Raw genomic sequence first — 25,934 nt, forward strand, 5'->3', positions numbered from 1 at the left:
CTACAGCGGGCAGTTGAACAATGGACAAGCGTTCCTTGGGCAGCCTCCGTGAAGTAGGAATCATGCGGGCTTACGGGCGTACCGCACAACAATCGGCCGTTTTGCGGCGGATTGATCAAGCTTACGGTTAAGGAGGGTATTCGCAAATGTGGACGGTCATCTATATTGCGCCGACTGCCAAAATTGCAGACCGCATCAAGACCAAGCTTACGGAGGAAGGATTTTTGGTTCAAGTTCGTCCGATCAACGTAACGAACAACCAGTTTGAAATATTGGTGCCCGAAGGCGAACTGGAAGATGTTCAGGAAGTGCTGAACGGCATCTTGCACAGGTAACGCGATTAACGTTTGCTAAGGCTCATCCAACCTTCCCGGTCAACACAAGGGATAGAAGCCCGGACTATTAACGCCAGTGAGGTGTGAATGTGTTATTTCAAAAGAAACGTAAATACGCGACGATTCCTTCGACAGCGGCCAAGCGCGAGATTCCCGAAGGCCTAGCGAATAAGTGCCCGAAATGCGGCGCTATCCAGTTCAGTATGGAGCTGGAAAAAAGCTTGAAGGTATGTACGGCATGCGGCTATCATTTTATGCTCAACGCGGCGGAACGCATACTGATGACGCTTGATGAAGGGCGTCTTTTTGAGTACGACAGCGACATGATTTCAGAGGATCCGCTTGGATACAAGGGCTACCCCGAGAAAACGAAAGCTACCATTGAGAAAACGGGCTTGAAAGACGCAGTCGTGACCGGCGAAGGCACGATCGGAGGCTTTCCTGTCGTCATCGGCGTGATGAGCTTTGAGTTTTTCGGCGGAACGCTTGGCAGCGTCGTCGGGGAGAAAATCGCCCGTGCCATCGAATCGGCCGCACAAAAAAAATATCCGCTCATCTTGTTCTCGACATCGGGCGGCGCGCGCGTTCAAGAATGTATTTTTTCGCTTATGCAGATGGCGAAGACGAGCGCCGCGCTCTCCAAATTGCATGAACAGGGCGGTTTGTTTATTTCCGTGCTGACCGATCCGACTTATGGAGGCGTAACGGCAAGCTTTGCGATGCTGGGTGACTACATACTTGCAGAGCCGGGCACTCGCATAGGATTTGCAGGCCCTACCGTTATCGAGCAGACGATCCGTCAGAAGGTGCCGGAGAACTTCCAGAGCGCCGAAAACAACCTGAAGCACGGTCATCTGGATTTAGTGGTACACCGCAAAGATCTAAAAGCGATGCTGACCAAAATCATGGACATGCACGTAAGCAAGGAGGAAGCCGCATATGGTAGGTAAGCTGCCTTTTGAACAGCCGCTTGCCGAGCTGCGTGCCAAAATCGACGAACTGCGCAAGTTCGGTACGGATAAAAACTTCGATTTTACCGATGAAATCGCACGTCTTGAAGAACGGTACGCTAAAGCGGAAGCAGAGTTATACGGGAATCTGACGGTGCATCAAAAAATTCAAATCGTCAAATCGCCTAGCCGCCCGACGACGCTTGAATATATCGGGTCGGTATTTACCGACTTCATAGAGCTGCACGGCGACCGCATGTTCGGCGACGATTTGGCGATCGTTGGCGGCTTGGCCAAGCTGAACGGCTTGCCGGTAACGGTTATCGGTCATCAAAAAGGGCGCGATACGAAAGACAATATCGCCCGTAATTTCGGCATGCCTCATCCCGAAGGATACCGCAAAGCGCTTCGTTTCATGCAGCAGGCGAACAAATTCAAACGGCCGATCATCACGATGATCGACGTGACGGGCGCTTATCCCGGCATTACGGCCGAGGAGCGCGGCCAAGCGGAAGCGATCGCCCGCAATTTGCGTGAAATGGCTTCGTTCGGCGTGCCGATTATCTGCATCGTAACGGGAGAAGGCGGCAGCGGCGGCGCCCTTGCGCTGGGCGTCGGCAATCGCGTGCTCATGCTCGAGCATGCGGTCTATTCGGTACTGTCTCCGGAAGGTGCGGCGGCAATCGTGTACAAGGATGCAAGCAGAGCTCCGGAGCTGGCGGAAGCGATGAAAATTACCGCCCAAAACTTGAAAGAGTTCGGCGTTATTGACGATATCGTGCCGGAACCGAAAGGCGGCGCTCACCGCGATCCTGAGCAGCAGGCGGATGCGATTCGCGAGGCGCTGTGGCGGCATTTAACCGAGCTGAGCGCGATGACGCCGGATGAGCTGCGCGAAGACCGGTATCAGAAATTCCGTGCGATCGGCAGATTTACCACTTATTCGCATTCGTAAATCCGGACTCATTTTCTTTTCTGAACAAAGGATATATGGTTCCGTTAATCATTGGAGACGCCCGGCATATGCCGGGTTGTTTTCGGCAATTTTTCAATTTGCCAGAGGTTAATTACGAAGTGCAGGCCCGTTTCATTGGGGCGGGAATCAAATGAAGAAGGAAGGTATACCCATGCGTAAAGCCAAAATTGTTTGTACGATCGGACCGTCCAGCGAATCGCCGGACATGCTGAAGAAGCTGATCAATGCCGGGATGAACGTGGCCCGTCTTAATTTTTCCCATGGCGATTTCGAGGAGCACGGCAGACGGATTCAAAATATTCGTCAAGCCTCCGGCGAGCACGGCAAAACCGTTGCGATTCTGCTCGACACGAAAGGCCCGGAAATCCGCACCGGCAAACTGAAGGAGGAGCCTATCGAGCTTGTGCAGGACGAGCATATCGTATTGACGACGGAAGAGCTGCTGGGCGACAAAAACCGCATCTCGGTTTCTTATAAAGAGCTGCCGAAGGACGTTCATGTCGGTTCGACGATCCTGATCGACGACGGCTTGATCGGACTCTCGGTCATCGAGGTTCGCGGTACCGAAATCGAATGCCGCATTATCAACGGCGGACCGATCAAAAGCCGCAAGGGCGTTAACGTGCCGGGCGTCAAAATTTCACTGCCCGGTATCACCGAGAAGGACGCAAACGACATCGTGTTCGGTATCGAACAGGGCGTAGATTTTATCGCAGCCTCCTTCGTCCGCAAAGCGAGCGACGTGCTCGAAATCCGCGAGCTGCTCGAGAAGCATAACGCGAAGCATATTCAGATCATTTCCAAAATCGAGAACCAGGAAGGCGTCGACAACCTGGATGAAATTTTGGAGGTATCCGACGGCCTGATGGTTGCCCGCGGCGATCTCGGGGTGGAAATTCCGGCAGAGGAAGTGCCGCTCGTCCAGAAGAAAATGATCCGCAAGTGCAATTATGCGGGCAAGCCGATCATTACGGCTACCCAGATGCTCGATTCGATGCAGCGCAATCCTCGCCCTACTCGCGCAGAAGCGAGCGACGTCGCGAACGCGATTTTTGACGGCACGGATGCAATCATGCTGTCCGGCGAAACGGCTGCGGGCAAATACCCGGTCGAGTCGGTCGAAACGATGGCCCGTATCGCCGAGCGTGCGGAGTCGGCTCTGGAATACCGGGAAATTTTCATAAAGCAAAGCAAAGAGCAGCAAACGTCGGTTACCGAGGCGATCAGCCAGTCGGTCGCCAACTCCGCTCTCGACCTGGATGCGAAAGCGATCATCACGCCTACGGAGAGCGGGTATACGGCGCGCATGGTGTCCAAATACCGGCCGAAGGCGCCGATTATCGCAGTTACGCCTAATGAACAGGTCATGCGCCGCTTGTGCTTGAGCTGGGGCGTCATTCCGATCCGCGGCGAAGAAGCCAAAACGACGGACGAGCTGTTCGAGCTTGCTGTCGACACTTCGATGAAGCATGACCTCATCAAGCTTGGCGAGCTGGTTGTCATTACGGCGGGCGTACCGGTCGGACGCTCCGGCTCGACGAATCTGATCAAGGTGCACCAAATCGGCCAAATGATCGCCAAAGGGCAGGGCATCGGCACGCAAACGGCCGCGGGTAAAGTCGTAGCCGCCCGTACGCCGGAGGAAGCCGTTTCCAAGATGACGGAAGGCGGCATTCTCGTCGCGATCACGACCGACAAGGACTACATGCCGGCGATCGAGCAGGCTTCGGCGATTATTATCGAGCAGGGCGGCATTACGTCGCATGCGGCGGTCGTCGGGTTGACGCTCGGCATTCCGGTCATCGTCGGCGTAGAGAACGCGCTTGAGCTCATCCCTGACGGCAGTGAAATATCGGTTTATCCGGAAGTCGGCGTCATCTATTCCGGCAAGGCCAAAGTGCTATAACAGCAGTAAGCGTAAGTCGTCCCGAACGCGGAATGCTCCGCCGACAGGACGGCTTTTTTGTTTGGAGTTTCCGTGCCTTCCCCGGCAAGAAGGTTTTGTGAGGGCTACCGGTTCCCTGCTATAATGGGGAGGAAGCAGCTGTGAACGAGCGGAGGTCGAAAGAAGCGATGAGCGAAGCAAAATGGTACAAGCATACGATTCGGGTACGCTATCAGGAAACCGACCAGATGGGCGTCGTCTATCATACGAATTATATGAATTGGTTCGAATGGGGGCGGACGGAGCTGATCCGGGCGATGGGCATGACGTATAGCGAGATGGAAACGAGAGGACTCCTGCTGCCGGTTACCCATGCGGAGCTTGTCTTCAAGCAGCCTGCGCGGTATGACGAGTCGATCGGGATCTTTACGCGGATTGTGGAATATAGCGGCTTGAAGCTGCATTTTGAGAGTGAAATCAGACGGCTGTCTTTCGGAGAAGGCGGTCCGGATAGCGGAGCTGCAGAGGATTCCTGCGAAGGACCGTTCGACGTGCCGCAAGGCGAGCTGCTCGTTAGCGGCGGGACTCGTCACGTATGGGTGAACCGCAACTGGAAGCCCGTGCGGATCGACAGGGAGGCGCCCGATTTATTCCGGCTTCTGCAGGATCGCGCCTGAGAAAGCGTCCAGAATAAGGAATGAAACGCGAAACCTGCTTTTGCGTATAACAGGGATAGAGGAATGGAACCGCCTCTTGCGATTGCAAGCAGCGTTATACGAATAGCAACTTTTACGGGAGGTGCGGCGATGCTGAAATGGCTTGTTGCTGCTTTTATAGTCGTCCCGGCACTTGAAATTTGGGGACTGTTCGAAATGGGCCGTTTAATCGGAGGCTGGCAAACGTTCGGTTTGCTGCTGCTGACGGGATTTCTCGGCGCTTATTTGGCCAAGCGGGAAGGACGCAAGGTATTGCGAGACGCCCAACAGCAAATTTCCTTCGGGCAAATGCCGGCGGGTTCGATTTTGGACGGCATCTGCATTTTCCTCGGGGGCATACTGCTCATGGCTCCGGGTTTTATAAGCGATATAGTCGGTTTCCTGCTCGTATTTCCGGTAACGCGTCCCGCATTCAAGGCGCTGATCCTGCTTCTTATCCGCAAACAGATGGCGAAGGGCAATCGTATCATGTATTTTCGCAGATAAAACGAATAAGGGACGTTCCTTCCTTGGTGTATCTCGTAACGAACCTATCCCAGATAGATCGAATAAACCTCCAAAGCCGCCGAGAATGATGCGGAAGGAGGTTTATTTTTGTATGTGCGGCAACCGTCAGTACAGACAGCGCCATAAATAAAAAGTGGCGTAAGCTTCCCAGCCCGTCCAATCTGCCGCGAGCCGCCTGACTTCCTCGAGAGTCGGCTTACGGTCGAGGCCGAGAAGATGTTTGATCGCGTTGTGCAGGCCTACATCTTCAAGGGGAAATGCGGAAGGGATGCGTAAGCATCGCATGAGGACGTAATTGGCCGTCCAAGGCCCGATTCCCCGAATCGCCACAAGACGTTTCTCCGCATGTTTCAGTCCGCCGTCGCCGAGCAGCATCGCTTTGGTTATTTTCCCTTCCGCAAGCAGCCGGGCGGTGTCGATTAAATATTCGGCCTTCTTGGTCGTCATTTGCAGAGCGTAGAGCTCGGGAACGGTTAGCTGCGCGATACGATGAGGAGATGGAAACAGCCAATAGTTTCGTCCGCTCCACTCGACGCTATGACCGAACGATTCTACGAACCGCCGTTTCAGCGTATAGGCAAAAGGCAGGTTGATCTGCTGCCCGATAATGCCCCAGCACAGAGCCTCAAACAGATCGGGAATCCCCATGATACGGAGTCCCCAGAAGCGGTCGATCACCTGCCTGAGCAGAGGATCGCGGCGAGCGAGGTCGCAGTAAGGAGTCAAATCGGTGTCCAAATCGAACCAATCTCTCACATAGCGGCCGATGTCCTCAAGCGTTTCCCTGCTTACCCCGTTTGGCTGTTCCAGCAGCCGTATCCGGATACCCGCCGCTCCTGCATCGCTAATTTCCGTCATCAAGCATCGTCCGCCGGCCGGAACGGCCTTATAGATGCTGTCGTTTTCAATATGGTACATGCATTCGTTTTGGGAACGGGCCAAGTAATTGATGTTTTCGGAAAAGCTGAACGGGTCGGGCACGGTCAGTATCATTTCATTCTGGGCTTCTTTCCGGGATTCAGGACTCATCCATGTTCTCCTTTCGACGTTGTCATACTTCAGTTGTATCATATCGAGCCCGAGTTCGCTTTTGTAATCTTGCTTTCTCATTCCGGCAGGCTTACGCGGTGACGCTGTCTTGGGTATACTGGGGGTGGAGGCGAGCCTATGATCATGAACGATAAAATGTGGCAGGCGATTGTGGACAACGATTCGTCGTATGACGGAATCTTTTATTACGGTGTGCAGACGACCGGCATTTTTTGCAGGCCATCCTGCAAGTCAAGAGTCCCGATCCGAACGCATGTGCTTGTCTTTCCGAACGCGGGTCAGGCGTTGTCCGCCAATTTTCGCCCGTGCAAACGATGCAAGCCCGAGGGGAAGCGTCTGCCCGATGAAGAATGGGTATCGCAAATAACGGCATGGATAGAGGCTCACTATGCCGAGAAATTGACGCTTGGGACGATTGCGGAGCTGTTCCACGGCAGCCCGTATCATTTGCAGAGAACGTTCAAACGGATTCATGGGATAACGCCGGCCGAATTTATTCAGCGTACAAGAGTTGAGAAAGCCAAAAGATACCTTTGCGGCGGCAATCAACCGATAACGGAGATCGCAGCTGCTGTGGGCGTTCCGAATGCGGCGCATTTTGCCACGCTGTTTCAAGCCAGAACGGGATTATCGCCTTCGGCGTATAGACAATCGAGCGCAAGCGCGACTCATCAAGGGAATGGAGAGGATTGACATGACAGGGAACGATGACTTCACGATTTACTGGACGTTCGTGGAACAAGAGGGAAGAAGCATGTATATGGCGGCTACACAGGAGGGGCTCTGCTTCGCGGGATCGTGGAACGCGCCCTTCGAGGAACTGGAGAAGTGGGCGAAGACACGACTTCCTAAGCATCGCTTGCTACGTGAGGACGGTAAGCTTAGTCCTTATGCCGAGCAATTTGCGGAATATGAGAAGGGCAACCGCACTTCGTTTGAATGTCAGCTAGACCTGCGCGGCACGCCGTTTCAGATGGCGGTTTGGGAAGCCCTATGCGAAATTCCATACGGAAGGAAGAACTCGTACAGCGATGTGGCGGAGCGCATCGGCAAGCCGAAGGCCGTCCGTGCGGTTGGCGCAGCCATAGGCTTGAATCCCGTGCTGGTCGTCGTTCCTTGCCACCGGGTGATCGGGAAGAACGGCAGCCTGACCGGCTACCGGGGAGGACTCGCGATGAAGGAAGCGCTGCTGAAGCTGGAAGGGCAATGAGGCTGGACGCTATCCGTCGGCGATCGAATAGCGGAGCCTCTATTTCTCCGCCCTTCCTTCTTTTACGTACAGATAGATATCCCGGAACACACCGGCGCGCTGAAAAGCTCCGAATATAATCAGCGTGCCGGGACCGTAAATCAAACCGAGCACCCCGAATAGCTTGAGACCGACGAACATCGAGATCAGGAGCGGAAGAGGCTCCAGTCCGATGCTGGTTGCAAGGACTTTCGGCTCGACGAGCTGTCTCGCGACTAGAATGACCCCGTACAAAATACTCAATCCGATACCCAGGTACACGTCTCCTTGAATGAAGGTAAACAAGATCCACGGTACCATAGCCGCGCCCACCCCCAAATACGGGAGAAGATCGACAAAGCCGATCAAAAGGCCGATCGTAATCGCGTATTCCACATTGAGAATCAATAAGCCGACGATAACGACGATTGCCGTAATGGAAATGAGAATGAGCTGCGCCCGCAAATAACCGAACAGCGCCTTTTGCAGATCGGCCCAAATCGTCCGGGTCGCTTTTTTGACGACTTCGGGAAACCAGCCCGAAATGCGCGTGACCAGCCTGTGCCAGTCTTTGCTTATAAAAAAGGCGGCAAGCAGCGCGATGATGGTGAGGGTCGCCATATTCGGCAGCGACGCAATAATGCCGACAATCGTATTCAGCACGCCTCCTACGAATGCCGATCCCAAATCGGCCAGCGTTTTGGCGGTTGAAGATAAATTGTTATTAATGGTGTTTTGATACTGCGGGTTCTCCGCATAGAATGTATTCAGCTTGTCGATGATGCCTTGAATCCAATCCGAGTTGACGAACTCGAGGACCTGGTCTTTCCATAATTGAATTTGTCCCTGAATGAGTTCGGACAACTGGCCGATTTCAAGCGCAATGTTCGTAATCAGCACGGTGATGATCCCGATAGCGGCGCTCAGAAAAACGATAAGAGAGATCGTTACGGCAAGCCATCTGGGCATTCGGGCGCGCTTTTGCAAAATATTGACGAGCGGATTAAGCAGATAGGCGATGACCCAACCGAAAAGGAAAGGGTACACTAATGGCGTCACCCAATAGAGCGCCATTACGATGGCTATAATGATGATGGCTACCCAGACGCCGCGCAGCAGCCGTTTTTGAATCGTTTTGTCCAAGGCGCGTTCCCTCCCATGGTTTGACGCGTAATTGGCTCCTTCACGTGGCCGAACCTTCATTCGTTCCTTTTATTGTAGCATGACGATGGCCTTTTCCCAAAATGCGGCATAACGCGACAGGCGGCACTGGTCAAATGTTTACGGAAAATTTACAATAAGTTTACTTAACCTTGACAATGCCGATGGCAAAGCGGTTTACAATGAAAAAGAGATCGAAATTTGTCAACATGCGGAGGAACGAATGGACGTGAGCAAAACGGGGAATCACGTAGCTTCGAATTACATAAACCGGGACTTGAGCTGGATCGAGTTCAATTGGCGCGTGCTGGAGGAAGCGCAGGATACGGCCACTCCCTTGCTGGAGAGGATGAAGTTTCTTGCTATCGTCTCCAGCAATCTGGATGAATTTATGAGCGTCCGGGTCGCGGGGATCAAGGATCAGCTGAAGGCTGGCTACAATAAAAAAGATTTTACCGGATTTACGCCGGCGGCGCTCCTTAAACGGGTGATGAAAAGAACGCTTCGGATGGTGACGGAGCAGTACAAAACGTTCCGGGAAATATCGCGTCTGCTAGCCAAGGAAGGCGTCGTATTCAGCGAATACGAAGAGCTGACGCCGACTCAGAAGAAGGCGATGGATGCGTACTTTCACGACATCGTGTTTCCGGTACTGACCCCGATGGCGGTCGACCAGAGCCGGCCTTTTCCGCTCGTTCATACGCAGTCGCTGTATCTAGCCGTCGTCTTGCAGCGGGAGGGGGACGATCCGGAGGACGAACCGTATTTTGCCATCGTCCAGGTGCCTGCCAATTTATCGCGGCTTATACCGGTGCCGGCGCGAACGAACAGCAAGAAGCAGGACTATATTTTGCTGGAGGATTTGATCGAGCAGCATATCCGCACACTGTTCAGCGGCTACGAACCGTTCGCCGTGGGCGGCTTCCGGCTGACGCGGAACGCCGATCTGACGCTTAACGAGGAAGGCGCGGAGGATTTGCTGGAGGAGATCGAGAAGGAGCTTAGACGGCGCCGTTGGGGGGCTCCCGTGCGGCTGGAGGTACAGAAGGGGCTGCATCCGTACGCGCTCGACATGCTGAAGGATGAATTCGAGTTTACCGAGAACGAGCATATTTTTGAAATGGACGGTCCGCTTGATCTTACGTATCTGATGAAGCTTGCGGGATCGCTTCCGAATCACGGCCATTTGCGCTTCCAGGAAATCGAGCCGGAATATCCGGAGGAATTCGATATCGACGAAGACATGTTCACGGTGCTCCGGCGCAAGGACGTGCTCATTTACCATCCGTACGAATCGTTCGAGGCGGTCGACGATTTTGTGACGGAGGCTGCGAACGACCCGCATGTATTGGCCATCAAAATGACGCTCTACCGCGTCAGCGGCAATTCGAAGCTGGTGGAGGCGCTTGCCGAGGCTGCGGAGTCCGGGAAGCAGGTGACGGTTCTGGTCGAGCTCAAAGCGAGGTTCGACGAGGAGCGGAACATCGCTTGGGCGAGGAAGCTGGAGCAGGCGGGCTGCCACGTCGTATACGGGCTGGTAGGGCTGAAGACGCATGCCAAAATAACGCTGGTCGTCCGGCAGGAGAAAGACATGCTGCGGCGGTACGTTCATGTCGGTACGGGGAACTACAACGGCAACTCGGCCAAACTGTACACGGACGTCGGCTTGTTTACGGCAAGCCAGGCGATTGGCGAGGACGCCTCGTCGCTGTTCAACGAAATTACCGGGTATTCGGCGCCGGTTCATTTGAAGGCATTCGCCGTAGCGCCGACAACGATGAAGGATCGGCTGTTCGACTATATAAGAAGAGAAGCGAAGCACGCGGCGGAAGGGCGCCCTGCCCGTATCGTGGCGAAGTTGAACTCGCTGTCGAACAAGGAAATGGTCGACGAGCTGTACGCTGCGTCGCAAGCGGGCGTCAAGATCGATTTGATCATACGCGGCGTTTGCTGCTTGCGTCCCGGCGTTCCCGGGCTTAGCGAGAACATTGCGGTCCGAAGCATCGTAGACCGGTTTCTAGAGCACTCCCGGATTATTTATTTCGAGAATGGGGGGGAGCCGGAGGTTTGGCTGTCCAGCGCGGACTGGATGACGCGCAATCTGACGCGGCGGATCGAGCTGATGTGCCCGGTTAGGGATGAACAGCTGCAGCAAAGCGTGATCCGCATGCTGCAAATGAGCCTTCGGGACAACGTGAAAGCGAGGGAGCTTCAGTCGAGCGGATTGTACAGCCGCGTGGCTGCGGGAGAGAAAGCATACCGCAGCCAATTCGAGGCGATGCAGATTACGTCGTGGAAAGAACAGTCTCCTCGTGTGTAAGACCGATCCCCCATATTTTGCGGAAGTCACGCTCGAGCGATTCGATCTGCCGAAGCTCCACTGACGGGGAGTGGGCGCAGGAAAGCCGGAGCTTGAGCGTTCTTTTGTCCAATTCCGTTTGCATGGCGCTTATCGGCTGCGATTGGCTGCGGTCAAGCGCCGTAGCAAGCTGGACGAGCGCTCCGAGGCGGATGGCCAGCTGACTGTCGGCCTCGCTAAGCAGATCGCGGTGCTGCATGGAGGCTTGGCGCGTCCGGTTTCTCGTCCGGTAAGACGCGATCAGAGCGCAAAGGATGATCTCACGATGGGACAATCCGTCGATCCGGGAATGCGCCATCAGGTAGAACGTATGCTTTTCATAGTTGTAATAATTGACCGTTACGCCGATCCGGTACAACAGCGAGGCGACATGCACGTAAGTGCGGCATCGCTGCTCGAGCCCATGAAGCTCCTGCAAGCCGTCGAACAGAGCGAGCGCTAGTTTGTTCACCTGGACGACGTGGGGGAGAGGAACGGCCGGATGCAGATTAAGCAGGTTGTTCACGCTATGCTCCAGCACGTTGTCGAACATCGGCTGCTTCGAGAAAGCCGTCTCGTAAAAAATGCCGTCCCGGAGTCCCGAGCCGCTGATTACATAATGGGAGCAGCGCGTATACGCATAAACGGTTTGCAGAATGAGCAACCCGGGCACGATGATGTCCGCGCGGTCTTTGGACAGCCCGTCCACCTTTTTGCGCTGTTCGACGCTCATCGCGGCAAGCTCGCCGGTCAACCGCTCAATGGTTGCGCCGTCCAGCTCGTAATTATGCGCCAGCGGAAGCGAATGCTTCGACTGCCGAAGCACGAGCTTGGCTGCGCTGCGGATGGTGCCGCCAAGTCCGATTAGCGGCAAGCCCGGCTCCGCGGAGCGAATCCAAGGCTCGCAATCCAATGCCGCTTTGACGAGCGATTGGATGCGTTCGATATCTTGCTGCTGCAGATGACCGTTGTCGCTGAACCGTTTGGTCGTATTGACCGAACCGAACGGGAAGGAAACGCTGTTTACGATGCGGCGGTCGCGGAACAGCGTCACTTCCGTGCTTCCGCCTCCGATGTCGACGAGGAAGCCTTCGCGCACGTCAAGCGCGTTCATCGTACCGAGAAAGCCGAGACGTGCCTCTTCTTCGCCGGAGAGCACCTCGATATGGAGGTTCGTATGCCGCTCCAGATAATTGACGATGGCGGCCGAATTTTTGGCATTGCGTATGGCGGCCGTGGCAACGGCCCGTATTTTGGAAGTCCGGTGGGACTGGCACAGCTTTTTGAAATGATTGAGCGTATCGACGATCGACTGCATTTCTTTTTCCGGAAGAACGCCGTCGCTCCCTATCTTCTCGCTTAAGCGTGCCGCTTCCTTGCTTTCATCGACCACGCGGTGCGCCTTGCGGTCCGTTTCTTCATAAATAACCAAACGAATCGAGTTCGATCCGATATCGATAATGCCGAATTTGCGTTCTGCTTTCATACGGAAGTACCTCCTGAACAAACGTACACTCTGCGTCGAGCCGTGTCGATTTACGGTTCCTCTTATTTTACCATTGAATGAAGGGCGAGCAAACCGGCGCGATAAAAAGAATGCGGACGGCCTCTCCGAGGTTGAAATTATCGGCGATTTGCGCAGACGGACAACTTCTAGACACAATTAAAGGAAAGAAGTCCCTTTACGCCGCTTCCTATACTCGCTATAATATTATGAGAATCATTATCATTTTGTGCATAAGGATACTCGGATTACTTTATCGTCCGGATTTACCGACATTACTGCGCCGCTCAAGGCTTTGCAGCCGCTTAGGAGAGGGCGGTTACTTGCGAAAACTTTGGACAAGCCGGAATAAATGCGCCCCAAAAAGGAACACTTTCAAGAGTGATCTTCTGTGCGTATTGCGCCATTGGGCGGATAAACAAAAATCTTTATTGTACCGATAATGAAGTTTTATGCCGCATTTTGTTCACATCAACCTCAAAATACTTTATTATTAAAGTATTGCTTGATGATAAAACTTCCTTATTAAGTCACCCCATTCAATTATAAAGGAGAGAAAACTGATGACCGCAACGAAAGGTTTGGAAGGAATCGTAGCTACTACGTCCTCAATCAGCTCGATCATCGACGGCGTATTGACTTACCGTGGAATCAACATCGACGAGCTCGCCGAGAAAGCGTCGTTTGAAGAAGTCGCATATCTGCTCTGGTTCGGCAAACTGCCGAATGCAACCGAGCTTGCGCAATTGCAGCAGGATCTGGGCAAAGCAGCCGAGGTTCACAGCAGCGTAATCGATCAGCTTAAGCTGTTCCCTAAAGATGCAAACTCGATGGCGGTACTCCGTTCCGCTGTTTCCGCTCTTGCTCTGTATGACGTGGAAGCGAACGACATGAGCAAAGAAGCGAACGTGCGCAAAGCGATCCGTTTGCAAGCGCAAATTCCTACGGTTATTGCCGCTTATGCCCGCATTCGCGAAGGCAAAGAGCCGATAGCTCCTAAAGCGAACGTATCGATCGCCGAAAACTTCCTTTATATGCTGACAGGCGAAACGCCTGAGCGCATCGCCGTAGAAGCGTTGGACAAAGCGCTTGTCCTGCACGCCGATCACGAGCTGAACGCTTCCACATTCGCAGCCCGCGTTACCGTGGCTACCCTGTCGGATATTTATTCCGGCGTAACGTCCGCAATCGGCGCTCTCAAAGGACCACTGCACGGCGGAGCGAACGAAGCGGTTATGGCTATGCTTGAAGAAGTCGAAACGCTCGACAATGTAGAAAGCTACGTTGCACGCAAGCTCGAGAACAAAGAGAAGCTGATGGGCTTCGGACACCGCGTTTACAAGAACGGCGATCCGCGCGCGAAGCATCTTCAAGTGATGTCCAAAGAGCTTGGCAAAATCACCGGCAACATGAACTGGTATGACATGTCCGTCAAAATCGAAGAGCTGGTAACGGGACAAAAAGGTCTGAAGCCGAATGTCGACTTCTATTCCGCTTCCGTATACACATCGCTGCGTATTCCGCGCGACCTGTTCACGCCGATCTTCGCAATCAGCCGTGCATCCGGATGGACGGCGCATATTCTGGAGCAGTACGACAACAACCGTCTGATTCGTCCGCGCGCCGAATACACCGGACCTGCCAGCGCGTCTTACGTGCCGATTAGCGAACGCTAATCGCCATTCGTTAGAAAGTCCGCAGCGTACTGCGAAGCTTTCGCTTACGAGGAGTGTTTTGCGGAGAGCTCTATCTAGGGCCGCCGCAAAATACCCGGACTAAGCCGTAGAGCTTCGCTTCCCTGTGTGGGTATCGCTTTAGCGGACTCCCCGTATGACCAAAACCATTTATCATTAGGAGGATTTCTTAGATGGCTCAGTTTGAATCTTACGCACAGCCGGCTTCCGGCGAAAAAATCACAATCGAAAACGGCAAGCTTCAGGTGCCTAACAACCCGATCATCCCTTTTATCGAAGGTGACGGAACGGGCCGCGACATTTGGAAAGCTTCTGTACGTGTACTTGACGCCGCTGTAGAGAAAGCTTATAAAGGCGAGAAAAAAATCGCTTGGTACGAAGTATTCGCCGGCGAGAAAGCATACAATACTTACAACAACTGGCTGCCTAACGACACGCTGACGGCTATGCGCGAATATATCGTATCGATCAAAGGACCTTTGACGACGCCTATCGGCGGCGGGATCCGTTCCTTGAACGTTGCGCTTCGCCAAGAGCTTGATCTGTACGTTTGCTTGCGTCCGGTTCGTTACTTCAATGGCGTGCCTTCGCCGGTTAAACGTCCTGAGCTCGTAGACATGGTTATTTTCCGCGAAAACACGGAAGACATCTATGCCGGTATCGAGTATCAAGAAGGTTCGGCAGAAGTGAAAAAAGTATTGCAATTCCTGCAAAACGAAATGGGCGTTAAAAAGATCCGCTTCCCGGAAACGTCCGGTATCGGCATCAAGCCGGTTTCCAAAGAAGGCTCCGAGCGTCTGATCCGCGCCGCTATCGAGTACGCTATCGTGCATGGCCGCAAGAGCGTTACGCTTGTTCACAAAGGCAACATCATGAAATTTACAGAGGGCGCGTTCAAGAACTGGGGCTACGAGCTGGCTGAGCGCGAGTTCTCCGATAAAGTGTTCACTTGGAACCAATACGATGCGATCAAAGCCGAACAAGGCACAGACGCTGCGAACGCTGCTCAAAAAGCTGCCGAAGCGGAAGGCAAAATCATCGTAAAAGACGCAATTGCGGATATCGCTTTGCAGCAAGTTTTGACTCGTCCGAAAGATTTCGACGTCATCGCGACGCTGAACCTGAACGGCGACTATCTGTCTGACGCACTGGCAGCACAAGTAGGCGGAATCGGTATCGCACCGGGCGCTAACATCAACTACCTGACTGGCCACGCGATCTTTGAAGCTACGCACGGTACGGCTCCTAAATACGCTGACCTTGACGTCGTTAACCCAGGCTCCGTTATCCTGTCCGGCGTTATGATGCTTGAGCACCTGGGCTGGCAAGAAGCGGCCGACCTGATCTACAAAGGCATGGAAACATCGATCAACAACAAAACCGTAACATACGATTTCGCACGTCTGATGGAAGGCGCAACCGAAGTGAAATGCTCCGAGTTTGCTAACCAAATCATCAACAATATGTAAGGCACTTAAGGAGGAACCATTACCATGGGAATCCAACGCAAAAAAATTACCGTTGTCGGGGCAGGCTTCACAGGTGCTACTACAGCATTGATGCTGGCACAAAAAGAGCTGGGTGACGTCATCCTGCTCGATATTCCGCAGCTTGAGAACCCGACAAAAGGTAAAGCGCTCGACATGCTCGAAGCTAGCCCGGTTCAAGGCTTCGACAGCAACATCGTCGGCACTTCCAACTACGACGACACGGCTAGCTCCGATATCGTCATCATCACTGCAGGTATTGCACGTAAACCGGGCATGAGCCGCGACGACCTCGTGAGCACGAACGCCGGCATCGTGAAATCCGTTTGTGAAAATGTAAAAAGAACGAGCCCGGAATCGATCGTTATCATCCTTTCGAACCCCGTTGACGCTATGACTTACGCGGCTTACCAAACGCTCGGTTTTCCTAAAAACCGCGTTATCGGCCAATCCGGCGTCCTGGATACCGCTCGTTACTGCACATTCATCGCACAAGAGCTCAACGTATCCGTTAAAGACGTTCGCGGATTCGTTCTTGGCGGCCACGGCGATGACATGGTTCCGCTCGTTCGTTACTCGAACGTAGGCGGCATTCCAATCGAGAAGCTGATTCCGGCTGACCGCATCGAAGCCATCGTACAACGCACTCGCGTCGGCGGCGGCGAAATCGTCAACCTGCTCGGCAACGGCAGCGCGTACTACGCGCCGGCTGCATCGCTCGTGCAAATGGCGGAAGCGATCATCAAGGACCAAAAGCGCATCATTCCTTCGATCGCTCTGCTGGAAGGCGAGTATGGCTACGACAACTTGTTCCTCGGCGTACCGACGCTGCTTGGCGGCAACGGCATCGAGAAAATTTACGAGCTTGAGCTTACGGCTGAGGAAAAAGCAGGACTTGATAAGTCCGCTGATTCCGTACGCAACGTAATCAAAGTCGTGAACGGCTAATTCGTTTTCTTTTACAAAAAACCGTCAATCGGTTGCTCCTGGGAGCAGCCGGTTAACGGTTTTTTTATTGCACGACTATCGGGTTTTAGGCAGGGCGGGGGCGTTCCGTTTTAAACAGCTTAGGGGAATGCTCCCAGTGGCGGTTCGGCGTCGAGCAGCAGCAGGGTAAGGTAACCAATCCTGTCTAACCAGATGTTACTCTCGGTTGTTGTACGGCGTGCAACATTTTTGCGTTTGTAGAGCTATTTTCATCGGAATGCTGCTGCAAACGGAAATTGCACCGAAACAACCCCTACAGCTGTTGTTTCCGGTACTCTCCGGGAGATAGCCCTTCGGCTTTCTTGAATACCTTGCTGAAATACTTTTCATCCCGATAGCCGACCATTTCGGCCACTTGGGCCACTCGCAGATGAGGGCTCTGCAGCAAAAGCTTCGCCTTCTGAAGGCGGATCCGCTCAATGTAGTCGGACAAATTTTCGCCGAACGCCTGCTTGAATTTCCTCGAAATATGTTCGCGGCTCAAATAAAAACGATTGGCGATATCTTGTAGGGCCAGCTCGTTCTGATAGTGGTTCTGAATATATTTGGCCACCTCATAAATGGCGTGATCGTCCTTCCGCTGGCGGAGCGTATGACGCGACAAGTCGAGCATCCCCTGCGTCCATTCCTGCTGCCAGAGCTCCACGGAAAGGTTCCCCTCATCGTCCAGCGGGATAAGGCGAACTGCCGTTTCCAAAGACTCCTGCCATTCGTTCGCCGTTTCCTCGGGGAACTCCTTCAAATAACGGGCACGCAGTACGCTGTATTCGTGCCGCCACAGCTCCAGATTTTCCAGACTGATCGAGGTCAGCCTGCGCACCGCATCGAACCAAGCCTCCGTTGCGCTCCGAATCCGCTCCTCGATACCGCTCCGGAGGGCGAGGCGAATGGCTTCCTCAAAGTCGCTGAAATGAAGAGCTGGGGGCTTGGCCGAATGCTTGGTCGAGAACTCGTGGATCCATGCTTGCCTCCGAAGCAGGTTTCGCTGAAGCAATGCCGCACCCGCCTCGTGAAGCGATTGCGTCAAACCGCCGGGAAACGGTTTAACCGTTCCGAGGCCGATATCGAATTTTGCCTTCAAGGCGCCGGCTATCCCTTCGTTGATCGAATGGAGCAGCTTTTGCGCCGCATCCGTCTCCCGCCAGAACAGCAGCATGATGTCGCTGGAGCTGTTCCAGTACCGGAAGGCGTAGCCCGCGTTGCGCTTGCGCAAGTATTCATTGCAAATGTTGACCAGAGAAAAGAAGAGCAGGTCGGCGGAGGCGGCAAACTTGTCGCGGATGCCCTTGTCCATCGTGTCGATATTGAGTATGGCGATGCGGCAGTCCGTATGCTCCCGGGTCAGCCCGAATTCCTGCTGAAGACTTCCATAGATCGATTCCAAATAGGACGGCTCCGCAATGAGATTGGAAAACATTTTGTCCCAGTAAACCGGCTTGATCTGGTTCATTTCGATGTTCCGCTGGTTGGAATGCAGCAGGGCGCGGTCCTCTTCGCACCGCGCCTCTGATGCCTTTCGCATCGCTTCCTCGAGCTCGGCCGGGTCGATCGGCTTCAGGATGTAATCCATCCCCCCGTATTTCACGGTGTTCCGGACAAACTCGAAGTCGTCATGGCCGCTGATGACGATCGATTTGGTGCGCGGGGCGTTGGCTTGGAGCCATTCAAGCAGCTGTACGCCGTTTTTGCCCGGCATCATCATGTCCGTGAAGACGAATTCAGGCTGTTCCTCTTCGACGATCCTCACGGCGGATTCGCCGTCGCCCGCTTCCAGAATCGTTTCGATCCCGTAGCTCTGCCAGTCCAGGAGAAGCCTGATGGCGTCGCGAACGTGCTTCTCGTCGTCAACGATCAATACCTTCAACGCCAATCCCTCCTTTTGTCTGCGGTATCCATAATACGACTTTCATCCCGTGAGGGATCACGTTCTCCAGCTGCATTTCCACATAGTCGTTGAAATACAGCTTAAGCCGGGCCAGCACGTTCAGCAAGCCGATGCTTTCCTCGCCTTCGAAGCGCGTTTGCCAGCCTTTGTTCAGCTTCTGCTGCAGGACGGCCAGCTTGTCCGGAGGCATGCCCCGACCGTTGTCCGACACCTCGATACGAAGCCGGCCGTCCTCCGCGAATAGAGCCGCGATCAAGATACTGCCGTCCCGGTCAGGCGAGTCGAAGCCATGCTTGAAGTAGTTTTCCACGATCGGCTGGAGAATCATTTTAGGCACTAGCGCTGCGGCAGCTTCCTCCGTCAGCTCGAAGCGGTATTGCAAGCCTACGTCGAAACGCTGCTTTTGCAGCTCCAGATACGCCTTAACGTAATCGGCCTCGACCGAGAGCGGCACGACCGTATCGTTCGTATTCATGCTGTACCGCATCATTTTGCCGAGCGAGGAAATGAGCGAATAAATGTTCCTCTGGTTCTGCTGCAGGGCGAGCGTTCCGATCGATTGCAGGGCATTGTTCAGGAAATGGGGGTTGATCTGGGCCTGCAGGGCTTTCAATTCATTCGTCTTGTTCGCCAGCTCCAGCCGGTATTCGCGCAAAATCATATTGTTGAGCGTTTGCATCATGAGCCGAAACCTGCGGGCGAGAACGCCGAATTCGTCGCCGCCGGTCAAGTCGATGGCAACGTTCAGATTGCCGCTCTGAATTTTATTGATGTAGCCGATCAGCTTGCGGATCGGATTCGTGAACCGGATCGAAATATAGACGGTTGCGGCAATCACGACGATAAGAAACAGGGAATAGACGAGACTGTTGATCAAGGTGATTTGACGGGCGTTCCGGTACAGCACCTCGTTCGAAATGCGCTTGACGAGCGTCCAGTTCATATACGGCGTCGACATCCGTTCGTAAAGCTGGATACCCTTGAACGCATCCCCGTTCCATTCGAAGCTTCCTTTCGGTTCGGACAAGCCCATCATGTAGCCTACCCACTGATCCTCCAGGACGCGGCCGAGCTGCTCCGTACGCGGACCGTAAATAACGGTCCCTTTTTCATCGAGAATGTAAAGCTCTTCGCCGCTCTTCGTATAGAGCTGTTCGCTGATCGACGCAATGACGTCAAGCGAAACGTCGATGGACAAGCTGCCTAGCACCTGCTTCGTCGGCACGTCGTAGATGGAGCGGTGCAGCGTGATGACTTCGGTAGGCGGCGCATATTCGGGCGTAAAAGGATTTAACCCGTAATCATGGCTCATATGAGTCGGTTCCAGCTTGACCTGGCCGGGCTCCAGCGCCGGGACGTATCGAGGCTCGAGCGTTTCGACACGCTGCCGCTCGTTTACCATCAGGTGCGAACGGTTGCTTTTGGCCACGTGCAAATAGACCTGATAGATCTCTTTAACCGAATGGGACAGCACCTGCATGCCTCGGTACACTTCTTTGTCGCTCAAATAATCGGTCAATCCGGACTCGACGGTTTCGAACAGATCCCTGTCGTTGTAAATCGACAAAGAAGCCTGCTGGATAACGTTCAAGTAATTGACGAGGTTCGTCTTCCCTTGATAGATGAGGCTGGAATTCGTGCTCTTGGTTTCATTGATGACGGTCTGCTTCGTGTAATAGAACGTGATGATGATGGACGTGGTGATGGGGACGATCGTGGCGGCGAGCAAAAACAATACGAGCTTGTTGCGGATGCTGCTTCTTATCATACGGCGCCTCATCTCGCTTCTTCATAGGTTCGAATGGTAAATCCCATTGTAGCAACTCAGATCAATAAATTCCACCTTTGTGGTCATCAGGGTCGGTGTTTCGCGAATTCGGGCTGATTTATACTTGGAATACCGAAATCGTTATTACGGCTTTCGAATTTTCATAAAGGAGCTGGTGTCCGTGAGCGGCAGAACACAAGCATCGAAATGGCTGCAGCAGTCGGTATTCGTCGGTCCGGCCGTCTTGTTTTTCGCCATAGTCGTCGTCATTCCGTTCCTCATGAGCATCTATTATTCGTTTACGGAGTGGAACGGAGTTTCCTCCCAGATCAAATGGGTGGGGCTCGCCAATTTCAAGCAGCTATTGTTCCACGATCCGGATTTTGGCAAGGCGTTCTGGTTTACAATCCGTTTCTCGGTCGCCGAGGTGGCGCTGACGAACGTGACCGGCTTTTTGCTCGCGCTTCTGCTAACGAAAGCGCTTAAAAGCCGCAATATTTTGCGGACGGTTTTCTTCCTGCCCAATGTCATCGGCGGTTTGCTGCTCGGCTTCATTTGGCAATTCATTTTCGTCAAAGGGTTTGCGACGCTCGGTCAGCTGACCGGCATCGGATTTTTCGAACTTCCGTGGCTGGGCGACGCGCCGACCGCGTTCTGGGGCATCGTGATCGTCAGCGTATGGCAGGGGGCCGGCTATTTGATGGTCATCTACATAGCCGCCTTGACGAACGTGCCTAAGGAGCTCCTCGAAGCCGCGCGCATTGACGGCGCGAGCCGGTTGCAGATGCTTCGTTCGATTACGATCCCGCTTATTATGCCGGCGGTTACCGTCTGCATGTTCCTGACGATTTCCTGGGCGTTCAAAATGTTCGACTTGAACCTGTCGCTGACGAAAGGCGGACCGTTCAACTCCACCGAGTCGGTGGCGCTGAACATTTACCAAGAAGCGTTCCGCAACAACCGGTACGGTCTCGGCACGGCGAAAGCGGTCATCTTCTTCATCGTCGTAGCGCTCATTACGATCATCCAGGTCAGATACACGAAAGGAAAGGAGGTTGAGGCGTGATGGAAGCCGGAAACCGTTATACCTTCCGGACGTTCGGCTTAGAACTGATCGCGATTGCGGTGGCGCTTTTGTTCCTTGTCCCGTTCTATTTCGTGCTGGCGAACTCGTTCAAGAGCTTCGGCGATCTGCTAGCCAATTCGGCAAGCCTGCCGAAATCGTTCCAGCTCGACAACTATACGAAGGTCTGGAGCATCATGAAATTTCCGAAAGTTTTCGCGAACTCCCTCATGATCACCGTGCTCAGCAACGTCGGACTCGTCGTCATCAGCTCGATGGCCGCTTACAGACTGGTCAGACATCCCGGAAGGCTGAACAACATTTTGTTCGCTTGCTTCGTAGCTGCAATGGTGATTCCGTTCCAATCGATCATGATCCCGCTTGTGCGGGTGGCGGATCAATTCGGACTGATGGACAGCATCCCGGGTCTGGTCATCTGTTATTTCGGCTTCGGGGTTTCGCTTAATCTGTTCTTGTACCACGGCTTCATCAAGTCGATTCCGCGGGAAATCGAAGAATCCGCAGTCGTCGACGGGTGTACGCCATACGGCGTGTTCTGGCGGATCGTTTTCCCGCTGCTGAAGCCGATGAGCGTGACGATCGTGCTTTTGAACAGCTTGTGGATATGGAACGATTTTTTACTGCCGCTGCTTGTGTTGAACAGCCCCGAGCTGCGGACGATCCCGCTGGCCACGTATTCGTTTTTCGGCCAGTACACGAAGCAGTGGGATTTGGCGCTGGCGGCGCTCGTGCTGGGGGTGACGCCGATCGTTCTCTTCTTTCTCGCCATGCAGAAGCACATCATTGAAGGAATTACGGCAGGCTCAGTGAAAGGGTAACGAACGAGATCAATAACTTGCACCTTTTCGCGCAACATTGTCGGTGCCCAATTCCATTACATTTTTTTAATATTAGCTTGTAAGCGGTAAATCATAACGATAAGGGGTGTTGTTTACATGAAAAAAATAGCTGCCTTCGGTCTCGTACCCGCTCTTCTGCTTTCGCTGGCGGTCGGATGCGCGAACAAAGAGGATGTTAAAACGGAAGCGGGCGGGGAGTCCGCTAAACCTGCCGATAAGCAGAACGTCACGATTAAAATGTTCCAATTCAAGGTCGAAATCGCCGATCAGCTGCAGAAGCTGGTTACGGAATACGAGAAGCAGACCGGCGTTAAAATTCAAGTCGAGACGGTAGGCGGAGGCGCCGATTATGGCGCAGCACTAAAAGCGAAATTCAACTCGGGCGACAAGCCGGATATTTTCAATAACGGAGGAAACGCGGATCTCGATCTGTGGGCGGAGCATTTGGAAGATTTGACCGATCAGCCATGGGTGAAGGATATGGTGAACGGCGCCAAGGATCCGATGACGAAGGAAGGCAAGCTGTACGGCATGCCGCTGAACCTGGAAGGCTACGGCTATGTGTACAACAAGGACTTGTTCGCGCAGGCCGGCATTACCGAGCTGCCGAAGACGCTGAGCCAGCTTGAGGAAGCCGCGAAGAAGCTGCAAGCGAAGGGCATAACGCCGTTCGAGAACGGCTACGGAGAATGGTGGGTGCTCGGCAATCATTTCGTGAACCTTCCGTTCGCCCAGCAGGCGAATCCGGATAAATTCATCAGCGATCTGAACAGCGGCGCGGCAAAAATAACGGGCAATCCCGCGTTCGAGAACTGGGTGAAGCTGTTCGACCTTACCGTCAAATACGGCAACAAAAACCCTCTGCAAACCGACTACAATACGCAGGTGACCGACTTTGCGACCGGCAAAGCGGCGATGATGCAGCAGGGGAACTGGACGCAGGTGCAAATTACGAAGACGAACCCGAATATCAAAATCGGCTTCCTTCCGATGCCGATCTCGGATGACGCGGCAGCCATGGATAAGCTTGCGGTAGGGGTACCGAACAACTGGGTCATCAACAAAAATTCCGCCGTCAAAGACGAAGCCAAGAAGTTTTTGAACTGGATGGTGACCTCCGACATCGGCAAAAAGTACATTACGGATGAATTCAAGTTCATTCCGGCGTTCAAATCGATTTCGGCCGACGAAAGCATTCTCGGACCTTTGGCCGCCGACATCATCAAGTACAGCAAGGAAGGAAAAACGCTGAGCTGGAACTGGTTCAAGTTCCCGGGCGGCGAATCGTCCAGCAAAAAGTTCGGCGACGCGATGCAAGGCTATGTCGGCAAACAAAAAACGAAAGAGCAAATGCTCGACGAATTCCAGAAAACGTGGGATAGCCTGAAAAAGTAAGCTTTCGTACACGCGAGCCGGAGAAGCAATGTCATAAAATAGAGGCATACAAGCAAAAACGGAGCCGATTGGCTCCGTTTTTGCTTGTACAAGTTTTGCGCTCCCTGTATGCGAGAGGCTTGCTCCTGGAACATATCCCCTTCGCTTAGCGGGGCATTTATGCGTATTGCGCGCGGATATTTTCGCGGTGATGAATATGGCGTTCCGCACCAAGAGCGGCGATGCATCCGTCAGCGGCGGAAATGACCGCTTGCTTTACCAGTGTACGGCGCGAATCGCCGCCTGCATAAACGCCTGCTATGCTGGTACGCAGCTGGTCGTCTACCCGTACATAGCCTTCATCGTCCAAACGAACGGCATCCTTCAGGAAAGCGGTGCCCGGCTTCAGTCCGGACAAGTAGAGGAATACCCCGTCGATCGGCCAAACTTGCTCTTGTCTGGAATCATCTTGGATGACGACTTCATTGACGCTGTGATCGCCCTTGATCTGCTTCACCCTGTACTTCTTGTAGATCGTGACGTTCGGCTTGGCGGCAAGCCGCTCCAGATCGTACTCGCCTCTTACGATGGCCGTAGGCATCAGCACCTTAACCTCGCGGCAAAACTTGGCGAGCGCTTCGGCTTCCTGCAGCGCTTCGTCGTTATCCCCGGCGACTACGACCGTGCGGTCCTGGAAGAAGGCGGCGTCGCAGGTCGAGCAGTAGCTGACGCCGCGCCCGATAAACTCGTTCTCGCCGATAATGGAGCTGGAAGGAGCTTTCGCGCCGACCGCGATAAAGACGGTACGCGCTTGAATGGTTCCTTCCGGCACTTGCAGCTTCTTGACCGCAGGATCGCTGAAATCGACGCTAAGCACATTCGTTTGGACGAATGTCGTGCCGAAATCCTTGGCTTGCCACTGCATTTCCTTCAGCAGCTCGAGACCGGTCAATTCGCCGCGTACGCCCGGATAGTTGGCGATTTTGTGCGTGGTCGCAAGGGTACCGGCAGTCGGCGCTTTATCGATGACCAGCGTATCCAGCCTTCCGCGGCTTGCGTATACGGCAGCCGATGCGCCGGCAGGGCCGCCGCCGATGACGACGAAGTCGAATACCCGTGCCAGGATGTTATCGTCCACAGGCTGGAACAGCTCGTCCGCTTCGGTTTTTTCGCTATCCGAGACCGCTGCAGGCTCTTCTGCGATTGCAGCGGCAGCGTTATCGGCGGCCGCGGTTTCAGCCGCTTCCGGAGACGGGGAATCGTTTCCTCCGAATGCGCCGATCGCCTCCAGCTCCTGCTTCAGTCGAGCCTCTTGGTAGCCAAGGACGATTTTCGACCCGATGAACGTTGCCGGCGTGCCGAAAATTCGGTTGCTTTGCAGCTCCTTAAAATATTGCTCGCTCTCGGTAACATTCCGCTCCTCGAACGCCACATTCCATTCCTTCAGCTGCCGCTTTACCTCGTGGCAACGCGGACAGCCTACGCTTGTATAGACGATAACCGGTGCTGACATCGATATCCCTCCCTGATCCTTTTCTCTCTTACAACGTGTTGTCGCCTGGTTTCCAGTTAGCCGGGCACAGGCCGCCGGATTGCAGGGCTTGCAGCACGCGGAGCGTCTCGTCTACGCTGCGGCCTACGTCGTTATGGTTGACAACCTGGTATTTCAGCTCGCCTTCCGGATCGATAATGAACAGTCCGCGCAGAGCTACGCCTTCCTCTTCAATGAGTACGCCGTAATCGCGGGCGACCTGCTTGGTCAAATCGGCGGCAAGCGGGAAGTTCAGTTTGCCGAGTCCGTTTGCCTCTTTAGGCGTATTGATCCAAGCGCGGTGCGAATGCTTGCTGTCTACGCTGACCCCGACGATTTCCGTGTCCAGACGCGAGAAGTCTTCCGCGGCTTCGCTAAGCGCCGTAATTTCAGTCGGACATACGAATGTGAAATCGAGCGGATAGAAGAACAGGACGAGCCATTTTCCTTTATAGTCGCCTAGGGAGACTTGACCGAATCCTTCGCCGTTGCCCAGAGCCGTGTCCATCGTAAAATCAGGTGCTTGTTTACCTACCAATCGAGTTGCCATTGTAAAATTCCTCCCTGTGTGGTTGTTTATGAGAATGATTATCAAAATCTATAACCTAGCTTAACAGGCACCTAAATTAAAGTCA

General features: G+C 53.8%; 22 protein-coding genes. 15 read left to right on the forward strand and 7 right to left on the reverse strand.

The window, feature by feature from the left end; genetic code table 11:
• Positions 1–146: 146 nt before the first annotated feature.
• From ACKGJP_RS08860 to ACKGJP_RS08885, 6 genes are all read left to right on the forward strand, one after another.
• Positions 147–335: a glutamate decarboxylase gene (locus ACKGJP_RS08860; protein ID WP_113036195.1), complete on the forward strand. Its 189-nt coding sequence runs from the start codon at positions 147–149 to the stop codon at positions 333–335.
• Between the two features lie 89 nt (positions 336–424).
• On the forward strand, positions 425–1,285 hold the full coding sequence (gene accD, locus ACKGJP_RS08865) for an acetyl-CoA carboxylase, carboxyltransferase subunit beta (RefSeq protein ID WP_409345301.1): 861 nt from the start codon (positions 425–427) through the stop codon (positions 1,283–1,285).
• Entirely contained in the window at positions 1,275–2,240 is a 966-nt protein-coding gene (locus ACKGJP_RS08870; protein WP_409345302.1) for an acetyl-CoA carboxylase carboxyltransferase subunit alpha, read from the forward strand. Before accD ends, ACKGJP_RS08870 begins: the two co-directional genes overlap by 11 nt.
• Before the next feature lie 172 nt (positions 2,241–2,412).
• Positions 2,413–4,167: a pyruvate kinase gene (gene pyk / locus ACKGJP_RS08875; protein ID WP_409345303.1), complete on the forward strand. Its 1,755-nt coding sequence runs from the start codon at positions 2,413–2,415 to the stop codon at positions 4,165–4,167.
• A 140-nt stretch (positions 4,168–4,307) separates the two neighbouring features.
• Complete coding sequence (locus tag ACKGJP_RS08880) at positions 4,308–4,823, forward strand: acyl-CoA thioesterase (RefSeq protein WP_409345304.1); 516 nt, start codon at positions 4,308–4,310, stop codon at positions 4,821–4,823.
• A gap of 129 nt (positions 4,824–4,952) precedes the next feature.
• The gene (locus ACKGJP_RS08885; protein WP_409345305.1) at positions 4,953–5,348 is read left to right on the forward strand and encodes an FxsA family protein; all 396 of its coding nucleotides are present in this window, start codon (positions 4,953–4,955) and stop codon (positions 5,346–5,348) included.
• Positions 5,349–5,474: 126 nt separating this feature from the next.
• On the opposite strand, the gene ACKGJP_RS08890 is transcribed toward ACKGJP_RS08885, so the two are convergent.
• The gene (locus ACKGJP_RS08890) at positions 5,475–6,398 is read right to left on the reverse strand and encodes a DNA-3-methyladenine glycosylase family protein (RefSeq protein ID WP_409345306.1); all 924 of its coding nucleotides are present in this window, start codon (positions 6,396–6,398) and stop codon (positions 5,475–5,477) included.
• A gap of 138 nt (positions 6,399–6,536) precedes the next feature.
• Between ACKGJP_RS08890 and ACKGJP_RS08895 the strand changes: the two genes are divergently transcribed.
• Both ACKGJP_RS08895 and ACKGJP_RS08900 read left to right on the forward strand, forming a co-directional pair.
• Positions 6,537–7,112 (forward strand): bifunctional transcriptional activator/DNA repair enzyme AdaA, encoded by a 576-nt coding sequence (locus ACKGJP_RS08895; protein ID WP_409345307.1) that lies wholly within the window; start codon positions 6,537–6,539, stop codon positions 7,110–7,112.
• Between the two features lies 1 nt (position 7,113).
• Complete coding sequence (locus ACKGJP_RS08900) at positions 7,114–7,629, forward strand: methylated-DNA--[protein]-cysteine S-methyltransferase (protein ID WP_409345308.1); 516 nt, start codon at positions 7,114–7,116, stop codon at positions 7,627–7,629.
• 39 nt (positions 7,630–7,668) lie between these two features.
• Here ACKGJP_RS08900 and ytvI read toward each other — a convergent pair whose 3' ends face one another.
• Positions 7,669–8,790, reverse strand: coding sequence for a sporulation integral membrane protein YtvI (gene ytvI, locus ACKGJP_RS08905; RefSeq protein WP_409345309.1), 1,122 nt, complete (start codon positions 8,788–8,790; stop codon positions 7,669–7,671).
• A gap of 241 nt (positions 8,791–9,031) precedes the next feature.
• On the opposite strand from ytvI, the gene ppk1 reads away from it, so the two are divergent.
• Positions 9,032–11,128: a polyphosphate kinase 1 gene (gene ppk1 / locus ACKGJP_RS08910; RefSeq protein WP_409345310.1), complete on the forward strand. Its 2,097-nt coding sequence runs from the start codon at positions 9,032–9,034 to the stop codon at positions 11,126–11,128.
• Here the strand turns inward: ppk1 and ACKGJP_RS08915 are convergent.
• The gene (locus ACKGJP_RS08915) at positions 11,094–12,632 is read right to left on the reverse strand and encodes a Ppx/GppA family phosphatase (protein WP_409345311.1); all 1,539 of its coding nucleotides are present in this window, start codon (positions 12,630–12,632) and stop codon (positions 11,094–11,096) included. The two genes, ppk1 and ACKGJP_RS08915, sit on opposite strands and share 35 nt — an antisense overlap.
• Positions 12,633–13,213: 581 nt before the next feature.
• Here ACKGJP_RS08915 and citZ point away from each other — a divergent pair.
• From citZ to mdh, 3 genes are all read left to right on the forward strand, one after another.
• The gene (citZ, locus tag ACKGJP_RS08920; RefSeq protein ID WP_409345312.1) at positions 13,214–14,326 is read left to right on the forward strand and encodes a citrate synthase; all 1,113 of its coding nucleotides are present in this window, start codon (positions 13,214–13,216) and stop codon (positions 14,324–14,326) included.
• A 191-nt stretch (positions 14,327–14,517) separates the two neighbouring features.
• Positions 14,518–15,813: an NADP-dependent isocitrate dehydrogenase gene (gene icd / locus ACKGJP_RS08925; protein WP_409345313.1), complete on the forward strand. Its 1,296-nt coding sequence runs from the start codon at positions 14,518–14,520 to the stop codon at positions 15,811–15,813.
• A gap of 24 nt (positions 15,814–15,837) precedes the next feature.
• Entirely contained in the window at positions 15,838–16,779 is a 942-nt protein-coding gene (gene mdh / locus ACKGJP_RS08930) for a malate dehydrogenase (RefSeq protein WP_409345314.1), read from the forward strand.
• Between the two features lie 292 nt (positions 16,780–17,071).
• Here mdh and ACKGJP_RS08935 read toward each other — a convergent pair whose 3' ends face one another.
• Complete coding sequence (locus ACKGJP_RS08935; RefSeq protein WP_409345315.1) at positions 17,072–18,682, reverse strand: response regulator; 1,611 nt, start codon at positions 18,680–18,682, stop codon at positions 17,072–17,074.
• A complete protein-coding gene (locus tag ACKGJP_RS08940) occupies positions 18,663–20,471 on the reverse strand; it encodes a sensor histidine kinase (protein ID WP_409345316.1) in 1,809 nt (602 codons plus the stop codon). The genes ACKGJP_RS08935 and ACKGJP_RS08940 overlap by 20 nt, the downstream gene beginning before the upstream one ends.
• Positions 20,472–20,652: 181 nt before the next feature.
• Between ACKGJP_RS08940 and ACKGJP_RS08945 the strand changes: the two genes are divergently transcribed.
• The 3 genes from ACKGJP_RS08945 (at position 20,653) to ACKGJP_RS08955 (ending at position 23,789) form a co-directional block, all read left to right on the forward strand.
• Complete coding sequence (locus tag ACKGJP_RS08945) at positions 20,653–21,537, forward strand: carbohydrate ABC transporter permease (RefSeq protein WP_409345317.1); 885 nt, start codon at positions 20,653–20,655, stop codon at positions 21,535–21,537.
• Complete coding sequence (locus tag ACKGJP_RS08950; RefSeq protein WP_409347105.1) at positions 21,537–22,373, forward strand: carbohydrate ABC transporter permease; 837 nt, start codon at positions 21,537–21,539, stop codon at positions 22,371–22,373. Before ACKGJP_RS08945 ends, ACKGJP_RS08950 begins: the two co-directional genes overlap by 1 nt.
• 117 nt (positions 22,374–22,490) lie before the next feature.
• On the forward strand, positions 22,491–23,789 hold the full coding sequence (locus tag ACKGJP_RS08955; RefSeq protein WP_409345318.1) for an ABC transporter substrate-binding protein: 1,299 nt from the start codon (positions 22,491–22,493) through the stop codon (positions 23,787–23,789).
• Between the two features lie 157 nt (positions 23,790–23,946).
• On the opposite strand, the gene ACKGJP_RS08960 is transcribed toward ACKGJP_RS08955, so the two are convergent.
• Positions 23,947–25,281: an FAD-dependent oxidoreductase gene (locus ACKGJP_RS08960; protein ID WP_409345319.1), complete on the reverse strand. Its 1,335-nt coding sequence runs from the start codon at positions 25,279–25,281 to the stop codon at positions 23,947–23,949.
• Between the two features lie 28 nt (positions 25,282–25,309).
• Positions 25,310–25,849: a peroxiredoxin gene (locus ACKGJP_RS08965; RefSeq protein ID WP_409345320.1), complete on the reverse strand. Its 540-nt coding sequence runs from the start codon at positions 25,847–25,849 to the stop codon at positions 25,310–25,312.
• Between the last annotated feature and the right edge of the window lie 85 nt (positions 25,850–25,934).

Origin of the sequence: Paenibacillus litoralis (genome assembly GCF_046244365.1) — a bacterium.
Classification (GTDB): Bacteria; Bacillota; Bacilli; order Paenibacillales; family NBRC-103111; genus Paenibacillus_V.

What these genes read in the sequence shown, in the direction of transcription:
- ACKGJP_RS08860 (WP_113036195.1), top strand. Translation starts at nt 147, where the DNA reads ATGTGGACGGTCATCTATATTGCGCCGACTGCCAAAATTGCAGACCGC.
- ACKGJP_RS08870 (WP_409345302.1), top strand. Translation starts at nt 1,275, where the DNA reads ATGGTAGGTAAGCTGCCTTTTGAACAGCCGCTTGCCGAGCTGCGTGCC.
- pyk (WP_409345303.1), top strand. Translation starts at nt 2,413, where the DNA reads ATGCGTAAAGCCAAAATTGTTTGTACGATCGGACCGTCCAGCGAATCG.
- ACKGJP_RS08885 (WP_409345305.1), top strand. Translation starts at nt 4,953, where the DNA reads ATGCTGAAATGGCTTGTTGCTGCTTTTATAGTCGTCCCGGCACTTGAA.
- ACKGJP_RS08890 (WP_409345306.1), bottom strand. Translation starts at nt 6,398, where the DNA reads ATGAGTCCTGAATCCCGGAAAGAAGCCCAGAATGAAATGATACTGACC.
- ACKGJP_RS08895 (WP_409345307.1), top strand. Translation starts at nt 6,537, where the DNA reads ATGATCATGAACGATAAAATGTGGCAGGCGATTGTGGACAACGATTCG.
- ACKGJP_RS08900 (WP_409345308.1), top strand. Translation starts at nt 7,114, where the DNA reads ATGACAGGGAACGATGACTTCACGATTTACTGGACGTTCGTGGAACAA.
- ppk1 (WP_409345310.1), top strand. Translation starts at nt 9,032, where the DNA reads ATGGACGTGAGCAAAACGGGGAATCACGTAGCTTCGAATTACATAAAC.
- ACKGJP_RS08915 (WP_409345311.1), bottom strand. Translation starts at nt 12,632, where the DNA reads ATGAAAGCAGAACGCAAATTCGGCATTATCGATATCGGATCGAACTCG.
- citZ (WP_409345312.1), top strand. Translation starts at nt 13,214, where the DNA reads ATGACCGCAACGAAAGGTTTGGAAGGAATCGTAGCTACTACGTCCTCA.
- icd (WP_409345313.1), top strand. Translation starts at nt 14,518, where the DNA reads ATGGCTCAGTTTGAATCTTACGCACAGCCGGCTTCCGGCGAAAAAATC.
- mdh (WP_409345314.1), top strand. Translation starts at nt 15,838, where the DNA reads ATGGGAATCCAACGCAAAAAAATTACCGTTGTCGGGGCAGGCTTCACA.
- ACKGJP_RS08940 (WP_409345316.1), bottom strand. Translation starts at nt 20,471, where the DNA reads ATGATAAGAAGCAGCATCCGCAACAAGCTCGTATTGTTTTTGCTCGCC.
- ACKGJP_RS08950 (WP_409347105.1), top strand. Translation starts at nt 21,537, where the DNA reads ATGGAAGCCGGAAACCGTTATACCTTCCGGACGTTCGGCTTAGAACTG.
- ACKGJP_RS08955 (WP_409345318.1), top strand. Translation starts at nt 22,491, where the DNA reads ATGAAAAAAATAGCTGCCTTCGGTCTCGTACCCGCTCTTCTGCTTTCG.
- ACKGJP_RS08960 (WP_409345319.1), bottom strand. Translation starts at nt 25,281, where the DNA reads ATGTCAGCACCGGTTATCGTCTATACAAGCGTAGGCTGTCCGCGTTGC.
- ACKGJP_RS08965 (WP_409345320.1), bottom strand. Translation starts at nt 25,849, where the DNA reads ATGGCAACTCGATTGGTAGGTAAACAAGCACCTGATTTTACGATGGAC.